The organism is Stenotrophomonas sp. 05L413, from assembly GCF_056397945.1.
This window is the reverse complement of the sequence record NZ_JBFTOL010000002.1, coordinates 240,229-263,285: the sequence shown is the minus strand read 5'-3', so window position 1 is coordinate 263,285 and position 23,057 is coordinate 240,229. Positions and strand designations below refer to the sequence as shown.

The window sequence follows — 23,057 nt, the reverse complement described above, 5'->3', positions numbered from 1 at the left end:
AGCCACTGCCCGGAGCCTGCCATGAACCATCGCGACCCTTCGTCCTGCCTGTCCTCCGCCGTGCGTAACGCGCAGCTGGGTCCCCATCGCCTGCGCCCTGCCGGACTGGCCGTGGCCATCGGCTCCGTGCTGGGGCTGGCGTTGCCAGGCAGCGTGATCGCCGGCGATGACGGCAGTGCGATGGTCACCGATGGTCGCACCGACACCCACGTGACGCGGCAGGGCAACGATCCGCACTGGAAGGTGACCACCGGCACAGTGAAGGGCGCGGCCGGCAACCAGGTCGCCTTCAACTCCTTCCGGCAGTTCGGCGTGGAACTCGGCCAGACCGTTGATCTTGTGCTACCCACCCAGGGTCAGCAACAGGTGCACAACCTGGTCAACCTGGTCACCGACGCGCGTGCGTACATCAACGGCAACCTCAACAGCGTGCTGGAATCGACCAATGCGGTGGGCGGCAAAGTGTTCTTCGTCGCCCCGGATGGCCTGGTGGTCGGCAACGGTGGCGTGCTCAATGTCGGCTCGCTGTCGGTGGCCACGGCCAACCGCGCCACGGCCAGCGACATCCTCGGCGCCGGAGAGAGCCTGGATGCCTTGATGTACGGCACGCTGACGCCGGGACAGCTCACCGACAAGACGGTGGAGCTGCACGGGACGGTGAACGCACGCAACGGCATCCGCGTACAGGCCAGGGCCATTGATGTCACCGGCACGCTGTTCGTGCCGGCCGGCGCGCGCGATGCCAATGGCGATCTGCAGGGCATCGGGGCGGCCGTCAATACCGGCGCCTCGCAGCCGCTGGTCCTGGTCAACGAGGGCGGCCGGATTCAGCTGCGCGCGGCGGCGATCTCCGATACCGGGCTGGGCGTGCGCAGTGCCGATGCTTCGGTGACGGTGGGCGGCAACGCACGTCTGGAGGCGGACGATATCGAGTTGACCGCGCTTGCGGTCATTGATTCCGGCTACGACAAGGACGGTGCGGTATTCGACGAGATCAAGGCCGACCTCGTCAACAGCGTCACCGACTCCAGCAACCTCACGGACCTCGGCGATGCGCTGGTGAACCTGGGGGCGGACAAGCTGCTGGGGGAACAGATCTCGTTCCTGCACGGCGCCACCACGGCGCGGGTGGAAGTGAAGGACAGCGCGGCGCTGACCGCGCGCGATGACATCACGCTGCACGCCAGCACCCGGCAGGCCATCGATAATTCGGCCGCCGGAAAGACGTACGAGAAGGGCGATGTGGTGACCGATGCCAACGGCGACCCGGTGAAGGATGCCAATGGCAACCCCATTCCGAAAAAGCACCTGCTCAGCCTGGGCGCGGCATACGCGCAGATCAACGCCACCACGGAAGCCATCGTGCGCTCGGGCGCAACGCTGGTGGCGGGCGGCGATGTGGCGGTGAAGGCCGATGCCGATACGACGCTGAAGCTTGCGGCCGAATCGTTCGCGGTGAACAACACGACCGCTGCGTTCACGGCGGCGATCAGCAACGTCAACGTTGACACCCGCGCGGTGATTGAAGCCGGTGGGCCAGCGCTCAACGCCGCCAGCGTCAACGTTTCTGCCGTCAACGCGGTCTCTCTGGACACCTCCGCCACGGCGCGCGCCGACAAGAATGGCGCGGTCGGCCTGGCCGGCGCGATCAGTCTGCAGGATATCGCGGCCGAAGCACGCCTGGCCCGTGATACCCGCACCACGGCGGGCGACGTCACCGTGCAGGCGGCCAGCATCACCCGCCTCAACAAGACCAGCACGCTGATCACCGGCCCGAAGAGCGAGCCGTTGCCCGGCCAGGAACAGGTGGAAGCGATCAGCAGCGGCAGCGATGGGCTGATGAGTGTGGCGCAGTCGCTGGCCGGCGCCGGCATTGGCGGCGCCATCGCCAAGCTGAGCGGCAGCGAGGACGGTGGCAGCACGCCGCCGGCGACGACCCCGACCACGGCGTCGCCCTTCCGCCTCGGCGGGGCGATCAGCGTTGTCGACGGCGACCATGCGGCCACCGCCAGCATCGGCGCGGGCACCAAGGTCGACAGCGCCGGCGCGATCGTGGTCGACAGCCAGGTAACCGATGCACAGATCGGCAACCATGCGATGAGCAATGTGCTGGCCAAGGGCAAGAGCGCGGATGGTTCAGCGTTCGCGTTGTCCGGGGCGGTCAACATCGCCAACCTCACCCATGAGGCACGGACCCTGGTGGGCAGTTCGGCCGAGCTCGCGGCGCAACGCATCGGGTTGTCGTCGGACGTACGCCTGCCGCGTGATTTCAGTGCGCTCACCGGTGCCGTCCCGGATTTCAGCAGCTTCGACGCGTTCAAGGCCTCGATCTCCGCCGCCAAGGACCTGATCACCGACCCATCGGAGCTGTTCGCCTCTTACGCGGCGGCGCGGGGCTCGGCCGAGGAAGTGGCCATCGGGGGCGCGGTCAGCTGGTTCAAGGCCACCAACAGCGCACGTACCGATGTCGCCGCCGGTGCCTCGCTGACCACCCGCGACACCAGCACCGCGGCGTGGAGCGCCGCGCTGGAGGGTGAGGACCATGCCGGCGCTGCGCGCAGCCGGACGTTTGACGCCACCACCACCGTGCGCGCCAACACCGACGTCACCGGGCTGCACGCGGCCGGTGATCTTGCCCTGAAGAACCTCAAGGACAGCAACGTCGGCAAGGGTGGAACTGCCCTGGGCGGCAGCGTCGGCTATATCGACTACCAGAACACGGCGGCGGCGATCATCCATGATGGCGTCCGCGTCGATGCCGGTGCAGGCAGCCTGGCAGTGCAGGCCGACAACAAAGAAACCGTGGTGGCGCTGGCGCTGCAGTCAGGCCAGGGCGGCAGCATCGGTGTCAGCGGAACGGCCACCGCGCTCGACCTGGACAGCACCACGCTGGCCGGTATCAGCAACCGTGCCGACATCCGTGCCGCCACGGTTGGCGTGCGTGCCGATGAAGACCTGTTCGTGTGGTCCGTGGCCGGCGCGGTTGCGATGAGCGACAGTGTGTCGGTGGGGGCCAGCGTTGCCTACCAGCAGCTGGACACCGATACCCGCGCCTTCATCGGTGCGGTGCCTGCAGCCTTCGCCACCGGCAGCAGCACGGGGCCGGTAGGCGCGATCACCACGGGTGAGCTGGCGGTCAACGCCACCAGCGGCGGGCTGGCCGGTGCGGTGGCCGCAGCCGGCGCAGTCGCCAAGAGCTCGTCCGAGCAGCTGCAGAAGGCCCAGGATGAGCTGGCGGCGAAGCAGAATGCGGAGAATCCTGGCTTCCTGGACTCACTCAAGACCCGTGCGCTCGGCAAGGTCACGGCGCTGGAAGGCATGGCCAACAAGGCAGACAGCAACGGCAGCGCCGGGCTGACCGCGTACTTCGACAAGGCCAAGGGCCTGCTGGGCAGTGGGAATGCAGCACCGGGGCAGGGGCAGGGCGCGCAGACGCCGCAACCCAAGTTCGGCATCGCCCTGTCCGGCAGTGCGACGGTGAATCGTGCCCGGCAGAACACCAAGGCGGACATCAGCTCGGCCGTGGTCAAGGACAACAGCGGCAAGGGCCTGAAGCTGGATCTTGCCGCGACCAACCAGACGCTGCTGGTCAGCGTCAGCGGCGCGTTGTCGGTGGCCGCGGCCGGGTCGGACAACACCCAGGGCAGCGCATCGCTGGCCGGTGGCGTGGCCTACGGTGACATCCAGAACACGACCACCGCGCAGTTGCGCGACAGTACCGTGGAGGATGCCGGCACCGTCACGGTGACCGCACGCAACGAAAGCGAACAGGTCAACGTCGGGCTGAGCGTGGGCGTGAATGCCTCCTCCAACCAGAGCTCGGCCGGTGCCGGCGCGATCTCGGCGACCGTGGCGATGTCCCACAACGATACGGCCGCCAGCATCGTGGGGGGCAGCCTCCGCGGCATGAGCGGCGCGGCCGCCGATGTCGATGTCAAGGCCGTGAACGCCTCGAAGATCGCCAACGGGGGTGGTGCACTGTATGCGGGTGGCAAGGCCGGCCTGGGGGCGGCAGTGACGTATGCCGAAGTGGGCGACAGCACCCGCGCGTCAGTCAGTGGTGCCGACATCGAGGGCGTACAGGACGTGCGCGTGCGTGCGGCCGATGCATCGCGGATCGTGGCGGCGGCTGCCAGTGGGGGCGCGTCCACGCGCAGCGACGGCGTGGCGATCGCCGGTTCGGTGCTGGTCAACCAGATCGCCAGCCAGACCGCCGCCAGCATTGACGGCGGCAGCCGCATCACTGCCAGTGGTGACATCGAAGCCTTCGCCGGGACGGCGACGATCGACGACCTGCGTGGCACCAGCGACGGCTGCGGCTCGGGCTTTGCGGTCGATTACTGTGGCGCCGGGATCGGCCCCATCGAGGTCGACCCCAATGCCGATACCGCCAGCACTGACGATACGCGGGTAGATGCGGCGGGTCGCAACAATGCCCGCAGCTCGATCATCGCCGTTGCCGGCATGGTCCAGGTGGGAGGCAACAATGCCGGGGTGGCCTTCGCCTACAACACCATCAACAACACGCATACCGTCTCGGTCAACGATGCCACGCTGGATGCCGGGCACATCGCACTCACCGCCAACGACCAGTCCGACATCCTGGCAGTGAGTGCCGGCATTGGCGGCAGCACCGGCAACTTCACCGGGGTGGGCAGTGCGTCCTACAACGCCATCGGCAACACCACCTCGGTGCTGGTCGGCCGTGGCCTGGCGGACGCGCAGGGCCAGGTGCCGCGGGATGGCGCACAGCTCAACGCAGGCAGCATCCAGCTGCAGGCACGCGACGAATCCTTCATCGGCTCGTTGGCGGGGGCGGCAACGCTGGGCTCCAAGGTCGCCGTGGGTGCGGCGCTGACCATCAATGACATCGGCAACACCACGCTGGCGCTGGTCGATGATGCGCAGCTGACCGCTGGCACTGGCCGGGTCGATGTCGAGGCCGCCAATGCCGCCAGGATCCTGTCCGGTGCGGTTGCCGCAGGCGCAGCCAACAATGTCGCCATTCAAGGCTCGGTGGGCTGGAGCATGATCGACAACCATGCCGAGGCCGCATTGCGGGAAGGCAGCGTGCAGGCAGGCATCGTGCAGGTGGCCGCCAGCAACGAATCGCGTATCCACACATTGGCCGGTGCGGTCGCCGGCAGCGGCACCGCCGCCATCGGCGCGGCGATCAACGTGGCCACCATCGGCGATACCACGCTGGGCGAGGTGGATGGAACCGCGCTGGAGGTGAGTACTGCGCTGGATGTCAGTGCGGCGTCGGCCGCCACCACCAAGACACTCGCCATTGCCGGTGCGCTGGGGGGCACCGCGTCCATTGCCGGCAGCAACACCACCAACCTGATCGACACCCTCACCGAGGCCCGCCTGCGGGGTGTCACCGGGCAGGGAAGTGGCATCACCGGTGCGGTGTCCGTCAGCGCCGACACCTCGGGTGCGGCCTATTCGTTGGGGGGCGCGCTGTCGGCCGGGGGGACGGCAGGCATCGGCGCAGCCAGCAGCGTCAACGACATCGGCGGCCGTACCCGTGCCGTGGTGGACAATGCCACGCTGGGCGGCGCCAGTGCGCTGAGCATCGATGCGGCCAACCGCAGCCTGGTGCGTACCGCGGCCGTGTCCGGTGCGGGGGCGGGCACGGCCGCGGTGGCCGGCAGTGTCACCACCAACCTGATCCATTCCGATACCCAGGCCAGCCTTACTGACAGCAGCCTGCACAACGCGTTGGCCGATGTGAAGGTGAGCGCCCGTGACGAGCGCAGCATCGATTCGCTGGCGGGTGGCGCAGCGGTCGGCGGCAGCGTGGGCGTGGGCGCGGCAGTGGCCTACAACGATATCGGCGGCACTACCTCGGCGGTGGTGTCCGGTAGCGCGCTGGAGCTGGATGTCCGCAATCTACTGGTGCAGGCCGATGCGTCCGGTGCGGCCGGCGGACAGGGCAACCGCATCCGCACCGTGGCCGCTGGCCTGGGCGGCGGCGGCGCGGTCGGTGGCGCAGCCTCGGTGGCGGTCAACCGGATGAAGGGCGCTGTCTCGGCACGGATTGAAGCAGGCGCCAATGTCCTCGCACAGGACAACGTCGGCGTGCTCGCCGCGCAGGCGCAGCAGATTGACGTGTACGCCGGCAGCGTCGGCGGGGGCGTCAACGCGGGCATCGGCCTGGGGACCGTCGTCAACCTGGTGGATGGCAGCACCGAGGCGGCGATCACCGGTGCCGGAACTGCCGTGACCGCGCTGGGGCTGGGAGATGCGCTGACAGGCGTGGACAGTGGCCGGCGCACGGCGGGCAATACCCACAGCACCCGTACCGACGCCGCCGGCATGGCCTTCGATACCGTGGACCTGAGCACTGGCCATATCGACGTGCATGGCATCGCGGTCAATGCGGCCACGCGCCAGCAGGTCAGGACCATCGGCGTCAGTGGCGCGCTGGGTACCACCCCGATCGCCAGTGGTGCGGTGGCGGTGATGGCGGCCGTCAACGACATCGCCGGCAGTACCACCGCGATCATCAAGGACGCACGGATCAACCAGCATGGGTTGGGCACCAGCAGCGACCCCGACCAGGACAGCGCAGGTCTCGCCGCAGCGGAGCAGAGCGTGGATGTGCGCGCCAGCCATCACGTGGCCTCGGCCAATTATGTGGCCGGCATCGCTGCCAGCGCAGGCGTCTTCTCGGGGGCGGGCGCGCTCTCGACCAACCTGTTCGACAGCCACGCCAGCGCCAGCATCGAGGGCGTCACCCTGTCGGCTGCCGACGCGGTGACCGTGGAGGCCAATGCAAGCCAGAACGCGCTGGCGATCGTGGTCGGCGCGGCCGCAGGCCTGACCGGCGGCGCCGCCACCGGCGTGGTCAACAATTTCACCACCGATACCCGCGCAAGCGTGCTGGGCGGCACCCTGCGGGCGGGCTCCCTGGCGGTCAACGCCAACAGCGACAACGCCGCCTCGCTGGTGGGCGGCGCAGGCGCCGTCGGGGGTGGCGCGGCGGTGGCCGGCACCGCGCTGGTCAACATGGGCACCGCAACCACGCTGGCGCAGGTGGGCGAACGTGGGCGCGCGACCAACATTTTCGTGTCACGCGACCTCGACGTGAACGCGCGCAGCCGCTCCGATTTCAACGGCGTGGCGGTGAGCGGCGCGGGTGCCGGCGCCGCCGGCATCGCCGGCATGGCACAGGTGCACCTGCTGCAGAACGACACCCGTGCGCTGGTCACCCAGGCCTCGGTGGATGCCACCGATATGGCGGTGGTGGCCGAGGATATCCTGCGGCTGTCCGCGTACTCCGGTGCGGTGGGCGTGGGCATCGCCGGCAGCGGTGTAGGTGCGGGCGCCTCGGTGGCCATTCTTGGCAGCACCGTCAAGGCCACCGTGGAAGACAGCACGCTGTCGACCACGGGCAGCATCGATGTGAATGCCGTCTCCGATCGCGCGGTGGACATGGTCACCGTGACGGCTGGCGTGGGCGCCACCACCGGCATCGGCGGCGCTGCCGGGCTGCTGCTGGCCGGCATTGGCGACCGCGGTGACAGTGATACGGAACTGGGGGGCACCTTTGCCAGCCTGAAGCAGCTGGGCAATGGCCAGAAGATCGACGCCGCCGCGCTGGACGGCACCCTGGGGGGGCAGGGCGCGGGCGCGCTGAACAGCCGCGCCCAGGTGGACATCGGCAGTCTGCAGGGTCGTGGGGACCTGGTGAGCGCCAGCATCCGTGGCGGCAGCGTGCAGGCACGCGCGCTTGAGGTGAGCGCGCAGACCCTGATGAGCAGCCGCAACACGGTCGGTGGCCTCGGCGCCGGTGGCCTCGGGGTGGGCGGCGCATTCGGCATGACCGGCCTGTATGGCAGCACCGAGGCGGTGCTGGCGGCGAACACCACGCGGGCCGGTTCCATCGCGGTGCTCGCCAACGCCGGCGACGGCAGCGCAGGCAAGGCCGCAGGTCTGGACGTCTATGCCGGCGGTGCCGGCCTGGTGGGCGTCGGTGCGGCCATCGGCTTGGCGCGCCTGGAACAGACGGTATCGGCCACGGTGGCCGGTGACCTGCAGGCAGGCAGCCAGGGCCAGGGTCTTGCGGTCCGTGCCAGCGATGCCAGCACGCTGGATGTGACAGCCACCGGCATGGCGGCCGGTGCACTCGCGGCCGGTGCGGTCCTTGCAACCGCGGCACGCAACGCCAACGTCCAGGCGTGGTTGCACAACGACAGTACCTTGGCCGGCTTTGGCAACGTGACCTTCGCCGCCAGCTCGCTGGGCGGCGCGCATGCAGGCGCGTGGGGTGCGGCCGGTGGCGTGTTGGCCGGCGTCAGCGCCGCCGTCGCACTGGCCGACGATGGCTCCGACGTGCGCGCCTGGCTGGGCGAGCGGACACGCGTATCCGGGGTGGGCGGCAGCATTGAGGTGCATGCCGAGGCCACCCCGCAGGTCTCGGCCGAGGCCTTCGGTGCTGCACTGGCCGGCGGGCTGGCGGTCGGTGCGGCGGTCGCTGATGCCACCTCCCGTGCCAAGGTGGACGCCCATGTAGGCAATGGTGTGGTGCTGTCCAACCGCGGTGGGCTGGATGTCCTGGCCAGCGTCCACGGCGGGAGCGTGGATGCACGCGCGGTCGCCGGTTCCGGTGGCCTGTATCTGGCCGGCGCCGGCGCCTTCGCCACCGCTGCCAGTACCAACGCGGTGCAGGCAGCGCTTGGGTCCAACGTGGTGGTGCAGGGTGAGGCCTATTCCATCAACAACATCACCGACTACGCGCGCGGCGGCACGATCGCGATGCGCGCAGTCAACAACAGCAATCAGCATGCCGATGCCACCGGGTTGAGCGTGGCGGGGCTGCTGGCCGCTGGCGTCGTCGATGCCAACGCGCGTTCCGCGGCGACCACCGGCGTCACCGTGGGGGCCGGGAGCCTGCTGTACGCAGGCAACACCACGCTCGCCGCCAGCGGCAAGGACGAGAATCGCGCCAACGCCACGGCGGGCACCGGCGGGCTCATTGCGGGCAACGCGGCGCTGGCAGCGACGCACACCGGCAGCACCACGCAATTGTCCATCGGCCGCAACGCCGTGCTGGATGTCAGTCGCCTTGACGCCCGGGCGCTGCACGACAGCCACTACGCGGGCAGCGCGAACAGCACCAGCGCAGGCGTCCTCAACGCCAGTGGCGCCAACGTGAGCAACCGTGCGGACGCGACCGTCGGGCTGCTGGTGGACGAGGATGCCCAGATTGTCTCGGCCGGATCGCTGGTGCTGCGCACCGACAACAACTACACCGGCACGCTGGGCAGCGAGCTTGCCGCCAGCGCGGCCGGCGGCGGTGTCCTCAGTGGCAGTGCCGCACAGGTGGTCACCCGGCTGGATGGCAGCAGCACCATCGATATCGGCAAGGGCGCCCTGCTGCGCGCCGGTGTCGCACCGACGCCGAGCGATGGCGGCGCGCTGGACATCGTGGCAAACACCCGTGCGAACACCGATGACCGTGCGGGGCTGACCACCGGCGGGGCGATCAATGCCGCCGTGGTCAAGGCCCGCACCAATGCGATGCTTGGCAACCGCGTGAACATCGGCGATGACGCGCGCCTGCAGAGCAGCTACATGCTCAACGTCGGCACTTACGCCGCGACGGACATCGGCGCCACCGCGCTGGTGAACACCTGGGGTGTGCTGGCCGCGGTCGGCATCTCCGATGCGAACGTGGCGCTGGCGATGGACCAGCAGGTCAATGTCGGCCGCGGCGCGAAGCTGGAATCGTTGCACAACGCTTTCGTCTCCGCCGGTCAGGACGGCATGAATGGCTGGACCTCACGCCTGGCCGCCAATGCGGTCTCGCAGGGGTACAGCCGCGGGCTGATCGCGGTGCCGGATTCCTCGGCGTCCTCCACGGTGGACAGCAACGCGAGCACCGCTCTGGCTGCGGGCAGTGAGCTGCTCAGCGGCGCATTCGTGTCGCTCGGTGCCTACGGTGAAAATGTCTTCCGCAACGCCGATGGCGCCGCCACCGGCTACCAGTTGGGGTTCATTCCGGTCACCGTGCGCGACAGCCGCAGTGGTGGCAGCACCCGCGGTGATGTGCTGATCGATGGCCGCGTCGTTGCCGGGCGCTACAACGTGCTGGATATCCTGATCGATGCCAATGGCAAGCTGACCAGCAGCGGCGCGGGCGGCGATGTGCTGCCGTTCGATACCCAGCGCGAGCTCAGCAGCGCGCTGAAGGCGCGACTGAACGCGTCGGGCATCCACGATTTCGATGCGATCGCCGGCAATGCGCTCTACACCCACACCATCGGCGACCTGTATGCGGCCGGCGGCGATGTGATCCTGTATGGCCGCAACATCCGCGGTGGCGGCTCGGTCACCGCCAAGGGCGCCCCGAAGATCACCATCACCAACCGCAGTACCGACAACCTGCTGCTGGCCGGTGACATCCTGGTACCGGAGTACAGCGGCGGCAACGTGCTGTTCACCGGCAACAGCAACCAGGCCGTGGGCATCGGCGTCAGCCAGAACCCGGGGCAGAGCAATGCGCTGGTGAGCATCCGCAACGAGGCGACCACCGGCACCGCTGCGATCGGTGCGGGCGGGCTGATCTCGGTCACGGGCGGCGAGCTGGACATGTACAACGCGCTCGGCAACATCCAGAGCTGGGGCGAGCAGCTCGCCGAAAGCGTGACGATCAATGCGCCCAACGGTGAGGTCGGCTACAACCGGGGCTCGGAAAACTGGTACGGCAGTGTGGTGAGCGCGCTGTGGGCACGCCACAGCGTGGCATCTGGCATCACCAATGCCGACGACGCCGCGGCGTACATCGCCAACGCGAAGTACGGCGCAGCGGCCGCCGCGGCCGGCATGAGCTTGACCGACTATCTGCTGTATGGCACCGGCAACGACGTCAACAACCCCAGCATCCTGGTGTTTGGTGCATGCCGCTATCGCATCGGCGACAAGGACTGCACCGCTTCAGCGCTGGGTGGGCAGTACTACGACGGTGGCGTGGTATCGCGGTACAGCCACAAGGACACCAATTACCTGCCAAAGGTGAATGCCCGGAATCTGCGCACCCTGCTTACCACGCAGCCCGACGACGTCAGCAACGCCAGCCTTGGCCAGGTGCCCAGCACGGGCAGCGGTGTGAACGCCGGCAGTGGCATCAAGATCACGGCCAACTACATCGACGTCAACGTCGCGCTGAAGGCGGGCCGGCCGGTCGACTACTCGGCGATCCTGGTCGAAAGCAGCGCGTTGCGCGCCTGGATCGACGGCAAGGACAACCAGGCCAGCAAGGGCATCTTCGATGTGCCTGCCATGTTCGTGGCGAAATCCGGCGCAGGTTCTTCCCGCATCGCCCTGAAGTACGATTCGCTCAACCGCCAGTTCATCGTGCCGGACATTTCGGCCAACGGGGGCGGTTCGATCTACCTCGATGGCCGCATCGTCAGCACATCCACCGCCGGCTCGCTCAATGTGGTCAGTGGCAAGGGCTCGGTGATCATCAACAATGGCCTGGCCGATGTGGGCCTGCAGCTTGGCAACATCCTGGTCGGCAACGGGGCGCCCGGGCAGATCACCATCCGCGACCGTGAGCTCAATACTGCGTCGTGGTATCTGCGCGACGGCAACGGCAACGTGAAGGGCTATCAGGGCGGAGTGAATGCCCTGAACTGGGATGCCCCGGGAGTATCGGCCCTCAGCAACACGACCGCGTATGACCCGCGCGCCGGCATGTTTGCGAGTTGGACACAGACGGCCCGCATCGCGCGCAACATCCAGTCCGACAACGGCGTGCTTACTGCTGAGAACTGGCGCTGGGTGGACAGGGACAACAACACCGTCTTCAACGGCCAGCAGTGGGAAACGTCCAGCGTCACGTACGGCAACAAGGCAGGCGGCGTGGCGGTGTTCGAGTCACAGTTGACCGGCGACTTCGGCAGCAACCTCAATTCGCGCGTCAACTACCGCTGCGAAAAGAAGAACGAAAGTGGCTGCCGCTACAACTACGGGTTCCCCGGCAGTAATGAGTTCGATGACGGCGGCACGTGGCGCACGAGCTGGTACCAGCGCGCCCCGCGCAGTGGCACGCTGGTCGTCACCAACACGGCCAAGGCCGACAACCGGATCGGCATCAACTTCAGCGCCAACGATGCAGGCCTGCTCGACGTCGACTCGGGCCAGACCATCCGTATCAATGGTGTTCTGAAGAACACCGATGGCCGGACCTTCCTGACCAGCGAGAACGGCAGCATCGTCAGCGCATCGCGTGACGCCAGGATCATCACGAACCAGCTTACCCTCGACGCGGCCGGCAGCATCGGCAGCATTGTCGGCGCACAGGCCGGCGAAGCCGCCAACCCGCTGGATGTCCAGATGGTGTCTTACACCAATGCCAACGGCGCTACCGTGGCTGCCGGCAACCTGGTGGCCCGTGCGGGCGGTGACATTGCACTGGACGTGGATTCGGCAGCCAAGGTGCTGATCAGCGCCGGCAGTGGCACCGGCCGTGGCGATGTGTGGCTGCGCGCCAAGTACGACATTGAAGGTGCGGCCACCGGCAATGCTGCGTCGATCATCGGTGCCGACATCACCCTGGACAGCGTCTACGGTGCCATCGGCTCGCTCTCCCGGCCCCTGGTGGTCGATGCCGGCGAGCGTACCCGCAGCGACGGCGTGCTGGAGGGTGGGCTCATCTCGGCGCGGGCGACCGGTGACATCGCGCTGCGCGACCTCGGCGGCGACTTCTGGGTACAGCGCATCGAGTCGCTGGCCGGTGACGTGCTGATCGAGGCCCCCTCGGGCTCGATCTACAGCGGTGCCCAGCGCGCCTCGTTCAGCTTCCTCAACGAAGCACAGCTGGCCAGCCTGCGCGACAACCTCAAGCTGTTCCAGGGCGGCGGCCAGCAGTCGATCGTCAGCTACCAGAGCCAGGTCGACGCCAGCTACGCCGAGTACTTCCAGCTCCACGCGCTGGGCAGTGTCGTCGATGGGCGCTACCTGGCCGGTGGCACTGCCATCAACCTGTTCCGCTCCATGGCAGAAGCCGCGCGGGGCGGCAGCCTGGACGATGCAGGGGTAAGTGACTACCTCGCCGAGCGCTTCAACCGTCTGGGGACGGTGTTCACCGACGCCTTCGGCAGCGGCTGGCAGCAGGAAGCGATCTTCGCGTCCTTCAACGCGGGGTACCGCTATGAGCTGGCTGCCAGCGGTGGCGACAGCGCGATGGTCGCGGCACGCAAGGCGGCACTTCTTGATGGCATGACGGCTGACTCTCAGTGGAGCCAGGACCAGCTGCGCTACGTGTTCAACGCCAATGCGCTGGAACCCTCCACCGGTTCAGCCCTGAATGCCGAACCGGTGATCATCGGGCGCAATGTCAGCCTGCATGCCCGCGATGACCTGGGCCGCCTGGACAAGGAATACACGGTCAGCCTGGCCGACGTGAACAGCGGCAACCTCAGTGCCGAGGCGATGCTGGCCATGCGGCTTGCGACCACGCCGGGCGATGTGCAGATGCTCGACGCGGCCGGCAATGTGCTCACGCCCGATCAGGTGCGCGGCGGTGCCGTGGTGGTCTCGCTGCGCATCCGCAGCACGGCTCCGGTGGTGCTGGCAGCCACGGGCGGGATCGAGGCCGATGTGGGGGGCGATGCCTACCTGCATGGCAGCACGTCACTGGCGCTGAACAGCTTCGACGCCGGTGGCGATGTACGTATCGGCAGTGACGGCGATATCACCGATACCGGTGGCAGTGCGGCCGGTGCGACTCTGAGGGTCGGCAAGGACCTCAGCCTGAGCGCCCTGCGCAGCATCATGGGCCACGATGGTCAGCCGCTGCGTGTGCAGATCAACGGCCGCCTGCTGCTGGCCAACGCCGGTGAACACGTGCGCTTGGCCCAGCAGAACGGGAACCTGCGTATCGGCCTGGTGAGGGCGAACCAGGACGTCGTACTGGACGTCGGCGGCGGCAGCCTGCTGTCGTACCTGAAGGGCGTGAGCACGCTGACCGGGCGCGACATCCAGCTCGCCGTGCGCGACGACATCCGCGACGAGGACGGCGGTTCGCTGGCCTTGCGCATCGTTGCCGGCGGTCGGCTGGATGGCGCGGCAGGGGGCGAGGTGCGTCTTTCCAGCGACGTGGATATGCCGATCGGCACGCTTACCGCAGGGGGCGACCTGCAGCTTTTGAGCACGGCGGGCAAGCTGAGCGCAGTGCGTTTGCAGGCCGGTGGCGATCTGGGCGCCACCGGGTACAACGGTGCCGACCTGGGTTCGGTGCAGGCGGCGGGCGACGCGATTGTCAGCGCCCCGATGGGGGATGTCCGCATCGGCAACCTGCGCGCTGCCTCCGCCAATGTCGCCGCCGGTGGCGGCCTGCAGTTGGGGGACGCCGCCATTGACCAGGTCCTGCAGCTGCTCTCGCTGCAGGCCACATCGCTGGCGGCAGGCGCGCAGGTCAGCGCCGGCGACAGCGTGCAGATCGACGCGGGCGGCTTCGCGATGGGCGCCGGAAGCCAGTTGAGTGCTGGCCGGGTGGTCGCGGTGCGTTCCAGCGCGGATATCAGCGTGGGCCAGCTGGCCGTGACCGGTAACACGGCCACCGGCAACGTGATGCTCGAGGCGGACGGTCGTATCCACTCCAATGGGGATGCCGCGGTCAATGTCGGTGGCGGCAGTCACGTGCTGGCCAGCCTGCAGGCGGGCGACGGAATCGGCAGTGACGCGCAGGCCCTCACGGTCGATGTCGGCCGGCTTGTCCTGGCACGCAGCGATCACGGTGACATCCACCTGCGCCTCCCCAACGGGGGTGCTGTGGGCGACGTGGTTGCCGCATCGGGTGCGCTGTCGCTGCACAGCGACGCGCACCTGCAGGCGGATCTGCTGGATGCGGCAACCGATGTCCGGCTGGAAACGGCCTCCGCCGACATCGGCCACGGCGTCGCCGGTCACTCGGTGGCGATGCAGGCGCGGGGAGCGCTGGACATCGGCCACCTGGAGGCTGGCGCGGATGCCGTCGTGACCAGCGCCGGCGGACTTACCCTGGGCCAAGGCAGGATCGGTGGCGATGCGCAGCTTCGCAGTACCGGGGCGATGGGCATTGGTGAACTGCAGGCGCAGGGCGCAATAAACGCGGCTAGCGGTGCTGCGCTGGTAGCGCAGACGCTGTCTTCCGGCGCGGCGATGCAGTTGGAGGCGTCGGGTGCGATGGATGTGCAGCAGCTGCGCAGCGGGGGCGATCTGGCCGCCACGGCAGGTGGGCTGCTCGCCATCGGCGATCTGGTGGCCGATGGCGATGCGCGCCTTGAAGGCGACGCGGATGTACGCCTGGCCCAGGCGGTGATCGGGCAGTCGCTGAACGTTGCGGCGGCCGGGGCGCTGGATATGCGTATCGGCACGGTCGGTGGCGATGCGCAGCTTCGCAGTACCGGGGCGATGGGCATTGGCGAGCTGCAGGCGCAGGGGGCGCTGAGCGGAACCAGTGGTGCCACGCTGGTAGCGCAGACGCTGTCTTCCGGCGCGGCGATGCAGTTGGAGGCGTCGGGTGCGATGGATGTGCAGCAGCTGCGCAGCGGGGGCGATCTGGCCGCCACGGCAGGTGGGCTGCTCGCAGTGGGCGACCTGATGGCCGATGGCGATGCGCAGCTTCGCAGCGGCGGGGCGATGGGCATTGGCACGCTGCAGGCGCAGGGGGCGCTGAGCGGAACCAGTGGTGCCACGCTGGTAGCGCAGACGCTGTCTTCCGGCGCGGGGATGCAGCTGGAGGCATCCGATGCGCTGGATGTGCAGCAGCTGCGCAGCGGGGGCGATCTGGCCGCCACGGCAGGTGGGCTGCTCGCCATCGGCGATCTGGTGGCCGATGGCGATGCGCGCCTTGAAGGCGACGCGGATGTACGCCTGGCCCAGGCGGTGGTCGGGCAGTCGCTGGACGTTGCGGCGGCCGGCACGCTGGATATGCGTACTGCCACGGTCGGCGGCGATGCGCAGCTTCGCAGCGGCGGGGCGATGGGCATTGGCGAGCTGCAGGCGCAGGGGGCAATGAACGCGGCTACCGGTGCCGCGCTGGTGGCGCAGACACTGTCTTCCGGTGCGGCGATGCAGCTGGAGGCGTCCGATGCGTTGGATGTGCAGCAGCTGCGCAGCGGGGGCGATCTGGCCGCCACGGCAGGTGGGCTGCTCGCCATCGGCGACTTGGTGGCCGATGGCGATGCGCGCCTTGAAGGCGACGCGGATGTACGCCTGGCCCAGGCGGTGATCGGGCAGTCGCTGAACGTGGCGGCGGCCGGGGCGCTGGATATGCGTACTGCCATGGTCGGCGGCGATGCGCAGCTTCGCAGCGGCGGGGCGATGGGCATTGGCGAACTGCAGGCGCAGGGGGCGCTGAGCGGAATCACTGGTGCCACGCTGGTAGCGCAGACGCTGTCCTCCGGGGCGGGGATGCAGCTGGAGGCATCCGATGCGATGGATGTGCAGCAGCTCCACAGCGGGGGCGATCTGGCCGCCACGGCAGGTGGGCTGCTCGCCATCGGCGATCTGGTGGCCGATGGCGATGCGCGCCTTGAAGGCGACGCGGATGTACGCCTGGCCCAGGTGGTGGTCGGGCAGTCGCTGGACGTTGCGGCGGCCGGGGCGCTGGACATGCGTACTGCCACGGTCGGCGGCGATGCGCAGCTTCGCAGCGGCGGGGCGATGGGCATTGGCGAACTGCAGGCGCAGGGCGCCATGAGCGCGGCTAGCGGTGCCACGCTGGTAGCGCAGACGCTGTCCTCCGGTGCGGCGATGCAGCTGGATGCGGCCGGTGCGCTGCAGATCCAGCAGCTGACCAGCAACGGCGACCTCGCTGCGAACGCTGGAGGTCTGCTGGCCATCGACGATGCCGCCGTGGGGGGGCAGGCAAGTGTGGATGGCGGCACGGATGTGCAGCTTGGCAATGCAACGGTCGCGCAGTCACTGGTGATCAACGCTGCGGGTCACGTCGATGTCGGTAACGCACGCATCGGCGGCAATGCCCAGGTGGGCAGCGGTGGCGACACCCACGTCCAGCGTTTCGATGGCCGCGGCGATCTGGTGGCGAATGCTGACGGCGCCATCACCCTCGGCAGCGCGGCGGTCGACGGCTCGATGACCCTGCGCGCCGGCCAGGCCATCGATGTGGGCACGGCCGTGATCGGTGTGGATGGTGACTGGATCGCAGGCACCCAGCTTTCCGCCGATGAGGTGACCGTGGGCTGTAACTTCCGTGGCGATGCCGGTGTCGCACTGGTCATCGGCACGCTCAACGTGGGCTGCAATCTTGGACTGACGTCCACCGAGGCGCTGCGGTTCGACGCGTTGCAGGCGGCTGGCGGCATCGCACTGGCATCGCGCGGCTCGGATGTCCAAGGCCGGCAGGTGGACGCGGGGATGGCACTGCAGGTGCTGGCTGCGGGCGATATCCGGATCGAAGCGGCCAGCACCGGCAGCGACCTGGTGGCCACCAGCGGCGGCACCCAGCAATGGGGTGTGTACCAGGCCGGCGGCGATGCAGCGCTGCAGGCGGGTCGGGATATCCATTTCGGTGACGGTCGCAGCGGTGGCGCACAGTCGATCCTTGCGGGTGGCAGCATCGGCTTCGAGCGGGCCAGCGCAGGCACCACGGCCTACATGGACGCCCAGGCAGGTTCGCTGGCCGGTGGGCAGTTGCAGGCGGCGTCTGCACAGCTGGCCGCACGTGACACCGTGTCGTTGGCACAGGCCATGGTCGATACCCGTCTGAACCTGGCCGCCGATGAGGTGCAGGCGCAGGTAAGTCAGTCCGATGCTGGCCCAGGCCTGCTGACGACCACCCTGACCGGCTACCGCAACGGTGTCGCCCGCCGGATCGTGGTGGACGTTCAGCCGCGTGATGCCTGGCTGATCGATACGCTGCGGGCCATGGAGGCAGAGCTGACGTCCTCCTCGGCGAAGGTCGCCATCGCCGATGGCCATGTGGAACGCACCATGACCCTGACCACCCCGGCGCTGCACGTGCTGATGGACAACACCAGCCCGGCGCTGCGCCCGGCGGACGCGCAGCTGCTGCAGTTGAACCGCCGCTTCCACCTGGCGACCGATGGCCGCCTGCTGGATACCGACGCCTATGTGCTGCGGTTCAACGATGGGGTCGGGGTGAGCAGCCCGAACTACAACCGCGACCACCTCGAGGCCGGGCCGGCCTACCTGGGCGAAAGCGCGGTGCGCTACCTGGGCCGCATGCTCAATCTCCGCTCGCCGGAGATGGCGGTACCCGCCCGTGCGCCCGCGGAAGGTGATGAAGCAAACGCCCGCGATGTGGTGGCTCCGGCCCCGGGCGGCGCGGTCAACCTAGGGGCGCCCAACTGATGAACGACGGAAAACACACCATGTACCGAGGGATGTTCCTGATCGGCAGCGCGCTGCTGCCCTGTCTTGCACATGCGCAGAACAGTAGTGGCACCGCGGGGAAGGACACCGCACAGCGCATTGACGGCTACTACGAGCAGCGCCAGCCGCTGCAGCCGGAGCGCCCGGTGGTGGACCCGGTGCAGCCGGCGCCTCCGCCGGCCGGGCAACGCGGGCTGGCCGATGTCCGTGGCAGCTTCGTGCTCAACGAGGTGCGTTTCAGTCCATCGGCGCTGCTGCCGAAGGCCACGCTCGATGCGATCGCCGCCCGCTACCAGGGGCGCGAGGTCCACTTGGCCGAGCTGGAGACACTGGTGGCCGACGTCAATGCAGCTTACGAGGCAGCCGGGATCAGTACGGCACGCGCGCTTCTGCGCGAGCAGTCGATCAACGAAGGGCGCGTTGACGTCACCCTGCTGGAAGGCACGCTGGGTACGCTGGAGGTGACCGGGGAGGGCAAGGTGCCGGTGCGCTTTGTGGAGCGGCGGGTGCGGCAGCCGGTAGGGGAGGTGGTGCGCAGCGATCACCTGCGCGATGAGCTGATCTACCTCAACCGCACCACCGATCTGCAGGTGCGTGCACTGATGCGGCCCGGCCAGGCCGCCGGCCAGACCGATATCGTGCTGCTGGCGGAGGTGCCGGACCGAAGCAACTGGGGCGTATTCGTCGATAATTCCGGCGTAGAGACCACCGGCCGCGAGCGCTACGGTGCGCATGGCCAGTTCTGGGGTCTGGCGGGGATCAGTGACCTGCTGGCCGGCTCGGTGGCGTGGTCGCGCGGTGGCCTGGAAGGGCGCATCGGCTACTCCGGTATCGTCAACACGCGCAACGGCCGTGTCGGCGCCAGCGTGTCGCGCAGCCAGATCAACATCATCGACGGTGCCTACCGCGCCCTGGACATCACTGGCGAGTCGACCAGCTATGGTCTGGATTTCACCCAGCCGTGGGTGGCCACGCCGAACTGGCTGCTGTCCACCATCGCCAACGTCTCGCGCAGCAACTCCGTGTCCGATATCGGTGATGTGCGGGTGTCGGAGGTCGATTCGACCACGGTGACCCTGGGTGTCAGCACCGGCTATCGCAATGACGGCTACGACTGGACGTTCTATCAGGGCGTCTCGCGCATCCGCACCGATGAGACGCTGGCCGAAGGGCGTGCCTTCACGACCGCCAACGGATCCACCAGCTGGACCCAGCGCATCGGCAGCAGCGGCCTGCTGTACCGCGCACAGCTGGGTTGGCAGTTCAGCAACGGCGACTTCCTGCCCTCAAGCAACCTGTTCCAGGTGGGCGGCATCGGCAGCGTGCGTGGCTATGTTCGCGGCACCCTTTCCGGGGTGAAAGGCTACTTCGGCAGCGTCGAACTGCACCGGCCCTATCGGCAGGCGCACGATGTCTACGTGTTCTTCGATCATGGCGAGGTACGTGACGACTACCCCACCTCGGCCAGCATCAGCAGCGTCGGCGTCGGCCTGAATGGACAGCTCGCCAAGCGCTACAGCTACAGCCTTGACCTGGGCCACCCACTGGACAAAGTGCTGCAGGACGATGACAGCCTGCGCGCCGACTTCCGCATCAGTGCACGCTGGTGATCGGCAGGGCCGGCGCCGCATGCTGAGAATGATTCGCATCAAAACCGTTCGCTGGCTATGATGCGGGTCCTTTCCGTTACGACCCCGAGCCCATCTTGAAGCGTGCCTTGCCAATCAGCCCCATGGGCCGCGTGTTCGCCACGGTCGCTTTCGTTGAAGCCCTGACCTGGGCCGGCCTGTTGATCGGCATGTACTTCAAGTACCAGGCAGCCGATCCGACCCCGGTCGGGGTCAAGATCTTCGGCCCGGTGCACGGTGTGGCCTTCATGGTCTACGTGGTTGTATCGGTGCTCGCCGCGATCCGCCTGCGTTGGCCGTGGTGGGCCGCGCTGCTGGCATTGGCTGCTGCGGTGCCGCCGCTGGTGACGCTGCCGTTGGAGTGGTGGTTCAAGAGTCGTGGGCTCTTGTTGGCGCCGATTACACGGAATGGCTGACGACAGCATCGGGCCTCTATGTTCGCTGGCCATATGAAGTAAAGAATGGAGTGCTGTCTGCAATTGCAGATAGCGCTTCAATTGAAGTGATGTGTCCCGGTCGCGGGTTTATTATCGGAGTGGTTTGGATGTAGAGCTTGCCGATGAGCTAGGGAGTTCGATTGCGATTCAATATTGATAGGCACCCGAAGTAGTCGCAGACCAAGGTTGGCCTGCGACGATTCCACGTGGCGATCTCCCCCTACCTCAGAATGTCTGTAGCTAGTTCCGAGTGGTCTCTGCAAGCTTGCATGCAGTTCGCATACTCCTCCCTACACTTTACCGGCTCCTCCCCTATCCTCAGGCAGGCCTTGTAACCATAGTCGCATTGCTTTTCACAGAACGGAGGTGCGCCTTCCGCCACGTATGCTGTGAATACGGCGACCCCCGAGATGATAGCTGCGGACAATAATCTGACCATCTGCATGATATCTCTCCGTCATGGGCCTGATCATTCAGGCACGCTGATAGTGGATGCAGAGCATTTCGATTTTTGCAACGCAACGCCCAATGTGAGTTTGGATCGAAAGATCTAATCGACTCAGTGCGTTTAAGAGGCTGCAATCCGTATATGCCGATAGGCCCAGTTTGTCACGGCGACGTGGCGCACTGGCGAGGCGCCAGCCAGCGGCAGTCGCGCCGCATTAGCGAGTCCAAACGTGCACATATGCGTCATCCAGCGCCCAGCACGCCAAGAATCTGCTTCGGCGACTGGAATCCCGCCAGCCGCGCGGTTTCGTGACCGTCGCGGACCACCAGCAACGTGGGGGTCTGGCGCAACCCGAGCTCGCGGAACAATCCCTCTCCAACCGTCTCGAGTCTGACCTTCAGCAGGGTCATGCCAGCGTCTTCAATCGCGCCAGCGACACTGGCCAACGACATCTCCAGCATCCGGCACCCCGGGCAGTCGTCCTTGTGGAAATCCACCAGCAGGGCCGGGTGCTCGCGCAGGGCGGCGTGGTAATCCTCGGGGGTCTGGGCGTGCAGGGTCAGCATGTCGTAGGGCTCTGGGTATGGGCCAACACGGTGTCGGTCCAGTGGTGGATGGTGTGGGTGTCTTCGGCGCCGTGCGGCATCTGCTCGATCTCCAGCACCGGGTACGGGGCGCCGAAGAACCGCGCCAGCCGGTGGGCGGCGCCGCAGTAGTACTCCTCGCCCCATTGGGTCTCGCCGGTACCGAATACCGCCACCGGGAACGGCAGTGGCAGCCCGAAGCGATCACGCAGCGCGGCCACGCAGTCCTTCATCTCCGCCGGGGTACGCCCGGCGTTGTCCGTCCAGGAACCGACCAGGCACAGGGCAGGCGGCTCTCCCGCCAGCGCCACGGCCGCGTCAACGGCATCCACGTCGACCCAGTCCACCCGGTGCCCCAGTGCCTCGCAGCGCGCCCGGATCAACGTGGCCACCTCGCGGGTGTTGCCGCTCAGCGAGGCGAAGGCCAGCAGGATGTGCATCGCCATGCCTCCTTACAGGTCGTCAAACCCGTTGTCCGCGTTGGTCTTCTTGTAACTGGCGTTGCGCATTTCGAAGAAGTCGGTCTTGGTCTCGGTGAAGTTGTCGGCGTAGGCCTTGATCCACGGCATCACGTTGACATTGGTCTCGCTGTACAGCTTCTCGATGCCCAGCATGCCGGCCATCTTGTTGGCGCGGTACTTCACGTAGCGGATCATCTCGTCCACGTCGATGCCGTCGATGCCGTCCAGCACCTCGCCGGTCCAGCGCGTTTCCAGCTGGATGGCGTGCTCGAAGGCCTCATGCACGTAGGCGGTCAGCTGCTCGCCCTGCAGCGCCGGATTCTCGCCGATGATGGCGCGGATCAGTTCGCTGATGAACTTGGTGTGGGCCAGCTCGTCGCGGTTGATGAAGCTGATGATCTTGCCGGTACCGGTCATGCGGTTCTGGCGGACCAGGTTGTAGAAGAACGCGAAGCCGGAGTAGAAGTTGATGCCTTCCAGGATCGAGGACTGGATCAATGCGCGGATCAGCGTCTCGGCGGTCTTCTCGCGCATGAAGTCATCGTAGGACTGCATGATCGGCGCGTTGCGGGCCAGGATGGTCGGGTGGGTACGGGCGATCTCGAACACGCGGTTCTGGTCGGCCAGCCCGGCGATCGAAGCGAGTACGTAGCTGTAGCTTTCGTTGTGGATCACTTCCTGCTGGCCGATGATCGCCGCATTGGCATGCGCGGCGGGATCGGTGATGTACTCGGCGACGTTGTAGATGAAGCGCGTCTGCGGCGAGTCCAACGTGGCGAGCAGGCCGATGATCGAGTCGTAGGCGTTCTTCTCGCGGGCATTGAGCTCGCCGTACTGGCGCGCGTCGCCCTTCATGTCGACTTCGTCGGGAATCCAGAAGTTGGTCGAAAGCTCCTTGTACGCGCGGTAGAAGGACGGGTAGGGAATGTCGTTCCAGTTGAGGATGCCGCTGGTGCGCCCGTTGATGATGCCGGTGGAGCGGTTGGGGTGGCGCGGTTCGAGGATCTTGATGCGTTCGAGGGGGATGGCCATGGGGGTGCGTCCTAGTTTCTCTGCGGGCAATACGAGTTGCCGGCCAGCGGCCGGCATTACCGGGGCATGTGTGGGGTTGCCGGCCAGCGGCCGGCACTACCGGTCAGTGCGCT

The 23,057-nt window shown here is 67.5% G+C and carries 6 protein-coding genes; 3 read left to right on the top strand and 3 right to left on the bottom strand.

Annotated features, from left to right (window positions below):
- Positions 1–21: 21 nt before the first annotated feature.
- The 3 genes from AC1DIQ_RS05790 to AC1DIQ_RS05780 all read left to right on the top strand — a co-directional run bounded on the left by AC1DIQ_RS05790 (position 22) and on the right by AC1DIQ_RS05780 (position 20,398).
- Positions 22–18,333: a leukotoxin LktA family filamentous adhesin gene (locus AC1DIQ_RS05790; RefSeq protein WP_478049617.1), complete on the top strand. Its 18,312-nt coding sequence runs from the start codon at positions 22–24 to the stop codon at positions 18,331–18,333.
- A 20-nt stretch (positions 18,334–18,353) separates the two neighbouring features.
- A complete protein-coding gene (locus AC1DIQ_RS05785; protein WP_478049616.1) occupies positions 18,354–19,964 on the top strand; it encodes a ShlB/FhaC/HecB family hemolysin secretion/activation protein in 1,611 nt (536 codons plus the stop codon).
- Between the two features lie 122 nt (positions 19,965–20,086).
- A complete protein-coding gene (locus tag AC1DIQ_RS05780) occupies positions 20,087–20,398 on the top strand; it encodes a DUF3817 domain-containing protein (RefSeq protein WP_478049709.1) in 312 nt (103 codons plus the stop codon).
- Between the two features lie 711 nt (positions 20,399–21,109).
- Here AC1DIQ_RS05780 and AC1DIQ_RS05775 read toward each other — a convergent pair.
- From AC1DIQ_RS05775 to AC1DIQ_RS05765, 3 genes are read right to left on the bottom strand one after another with little or no spacing between them, the layout of a single operon-like run.
- Positions 21,110–21,433 (bottom strand): thioredoxin family protein, encoded by a 324-nt coding sequence (locus AC1DIQ_RS05775; RefSeq protein WP_121036938.1) that lies wholly within the window; start codon positions 21,431–21,433, stop codon positions 21,110–21,112.
- Entirely contained in the window at positions 21,427–21,891 is a 465-nt protein-coding gene (locus AC1DIQ_RS05770; protein WP_121036937.1) for a flavodoxin, read from the bottom strand. The genes AC1DIQ_RS05775 and AC1DIQ_RS05770 overlap by 7 nt, the downstream gene beginning before the upstream one ends.
- A gap of 12 nt (positions 21,892–21,903) precedes the next feature.
- Positions 21,904–22,944: a ribonucleotide-diphosphate reductase subunit beta gene (locus AC1DIQ_RS05765; RefSeq protein WP_088434232.1), complete on the bottom strand. Its 1,041-nt coding sequence runs from the start codon at positions 22,942–22,944 to the stop codon at positions 21,904–21,906.
- Between the last annotated feature and the right edge of the window lie 113 nt (positions 22,945–23,057).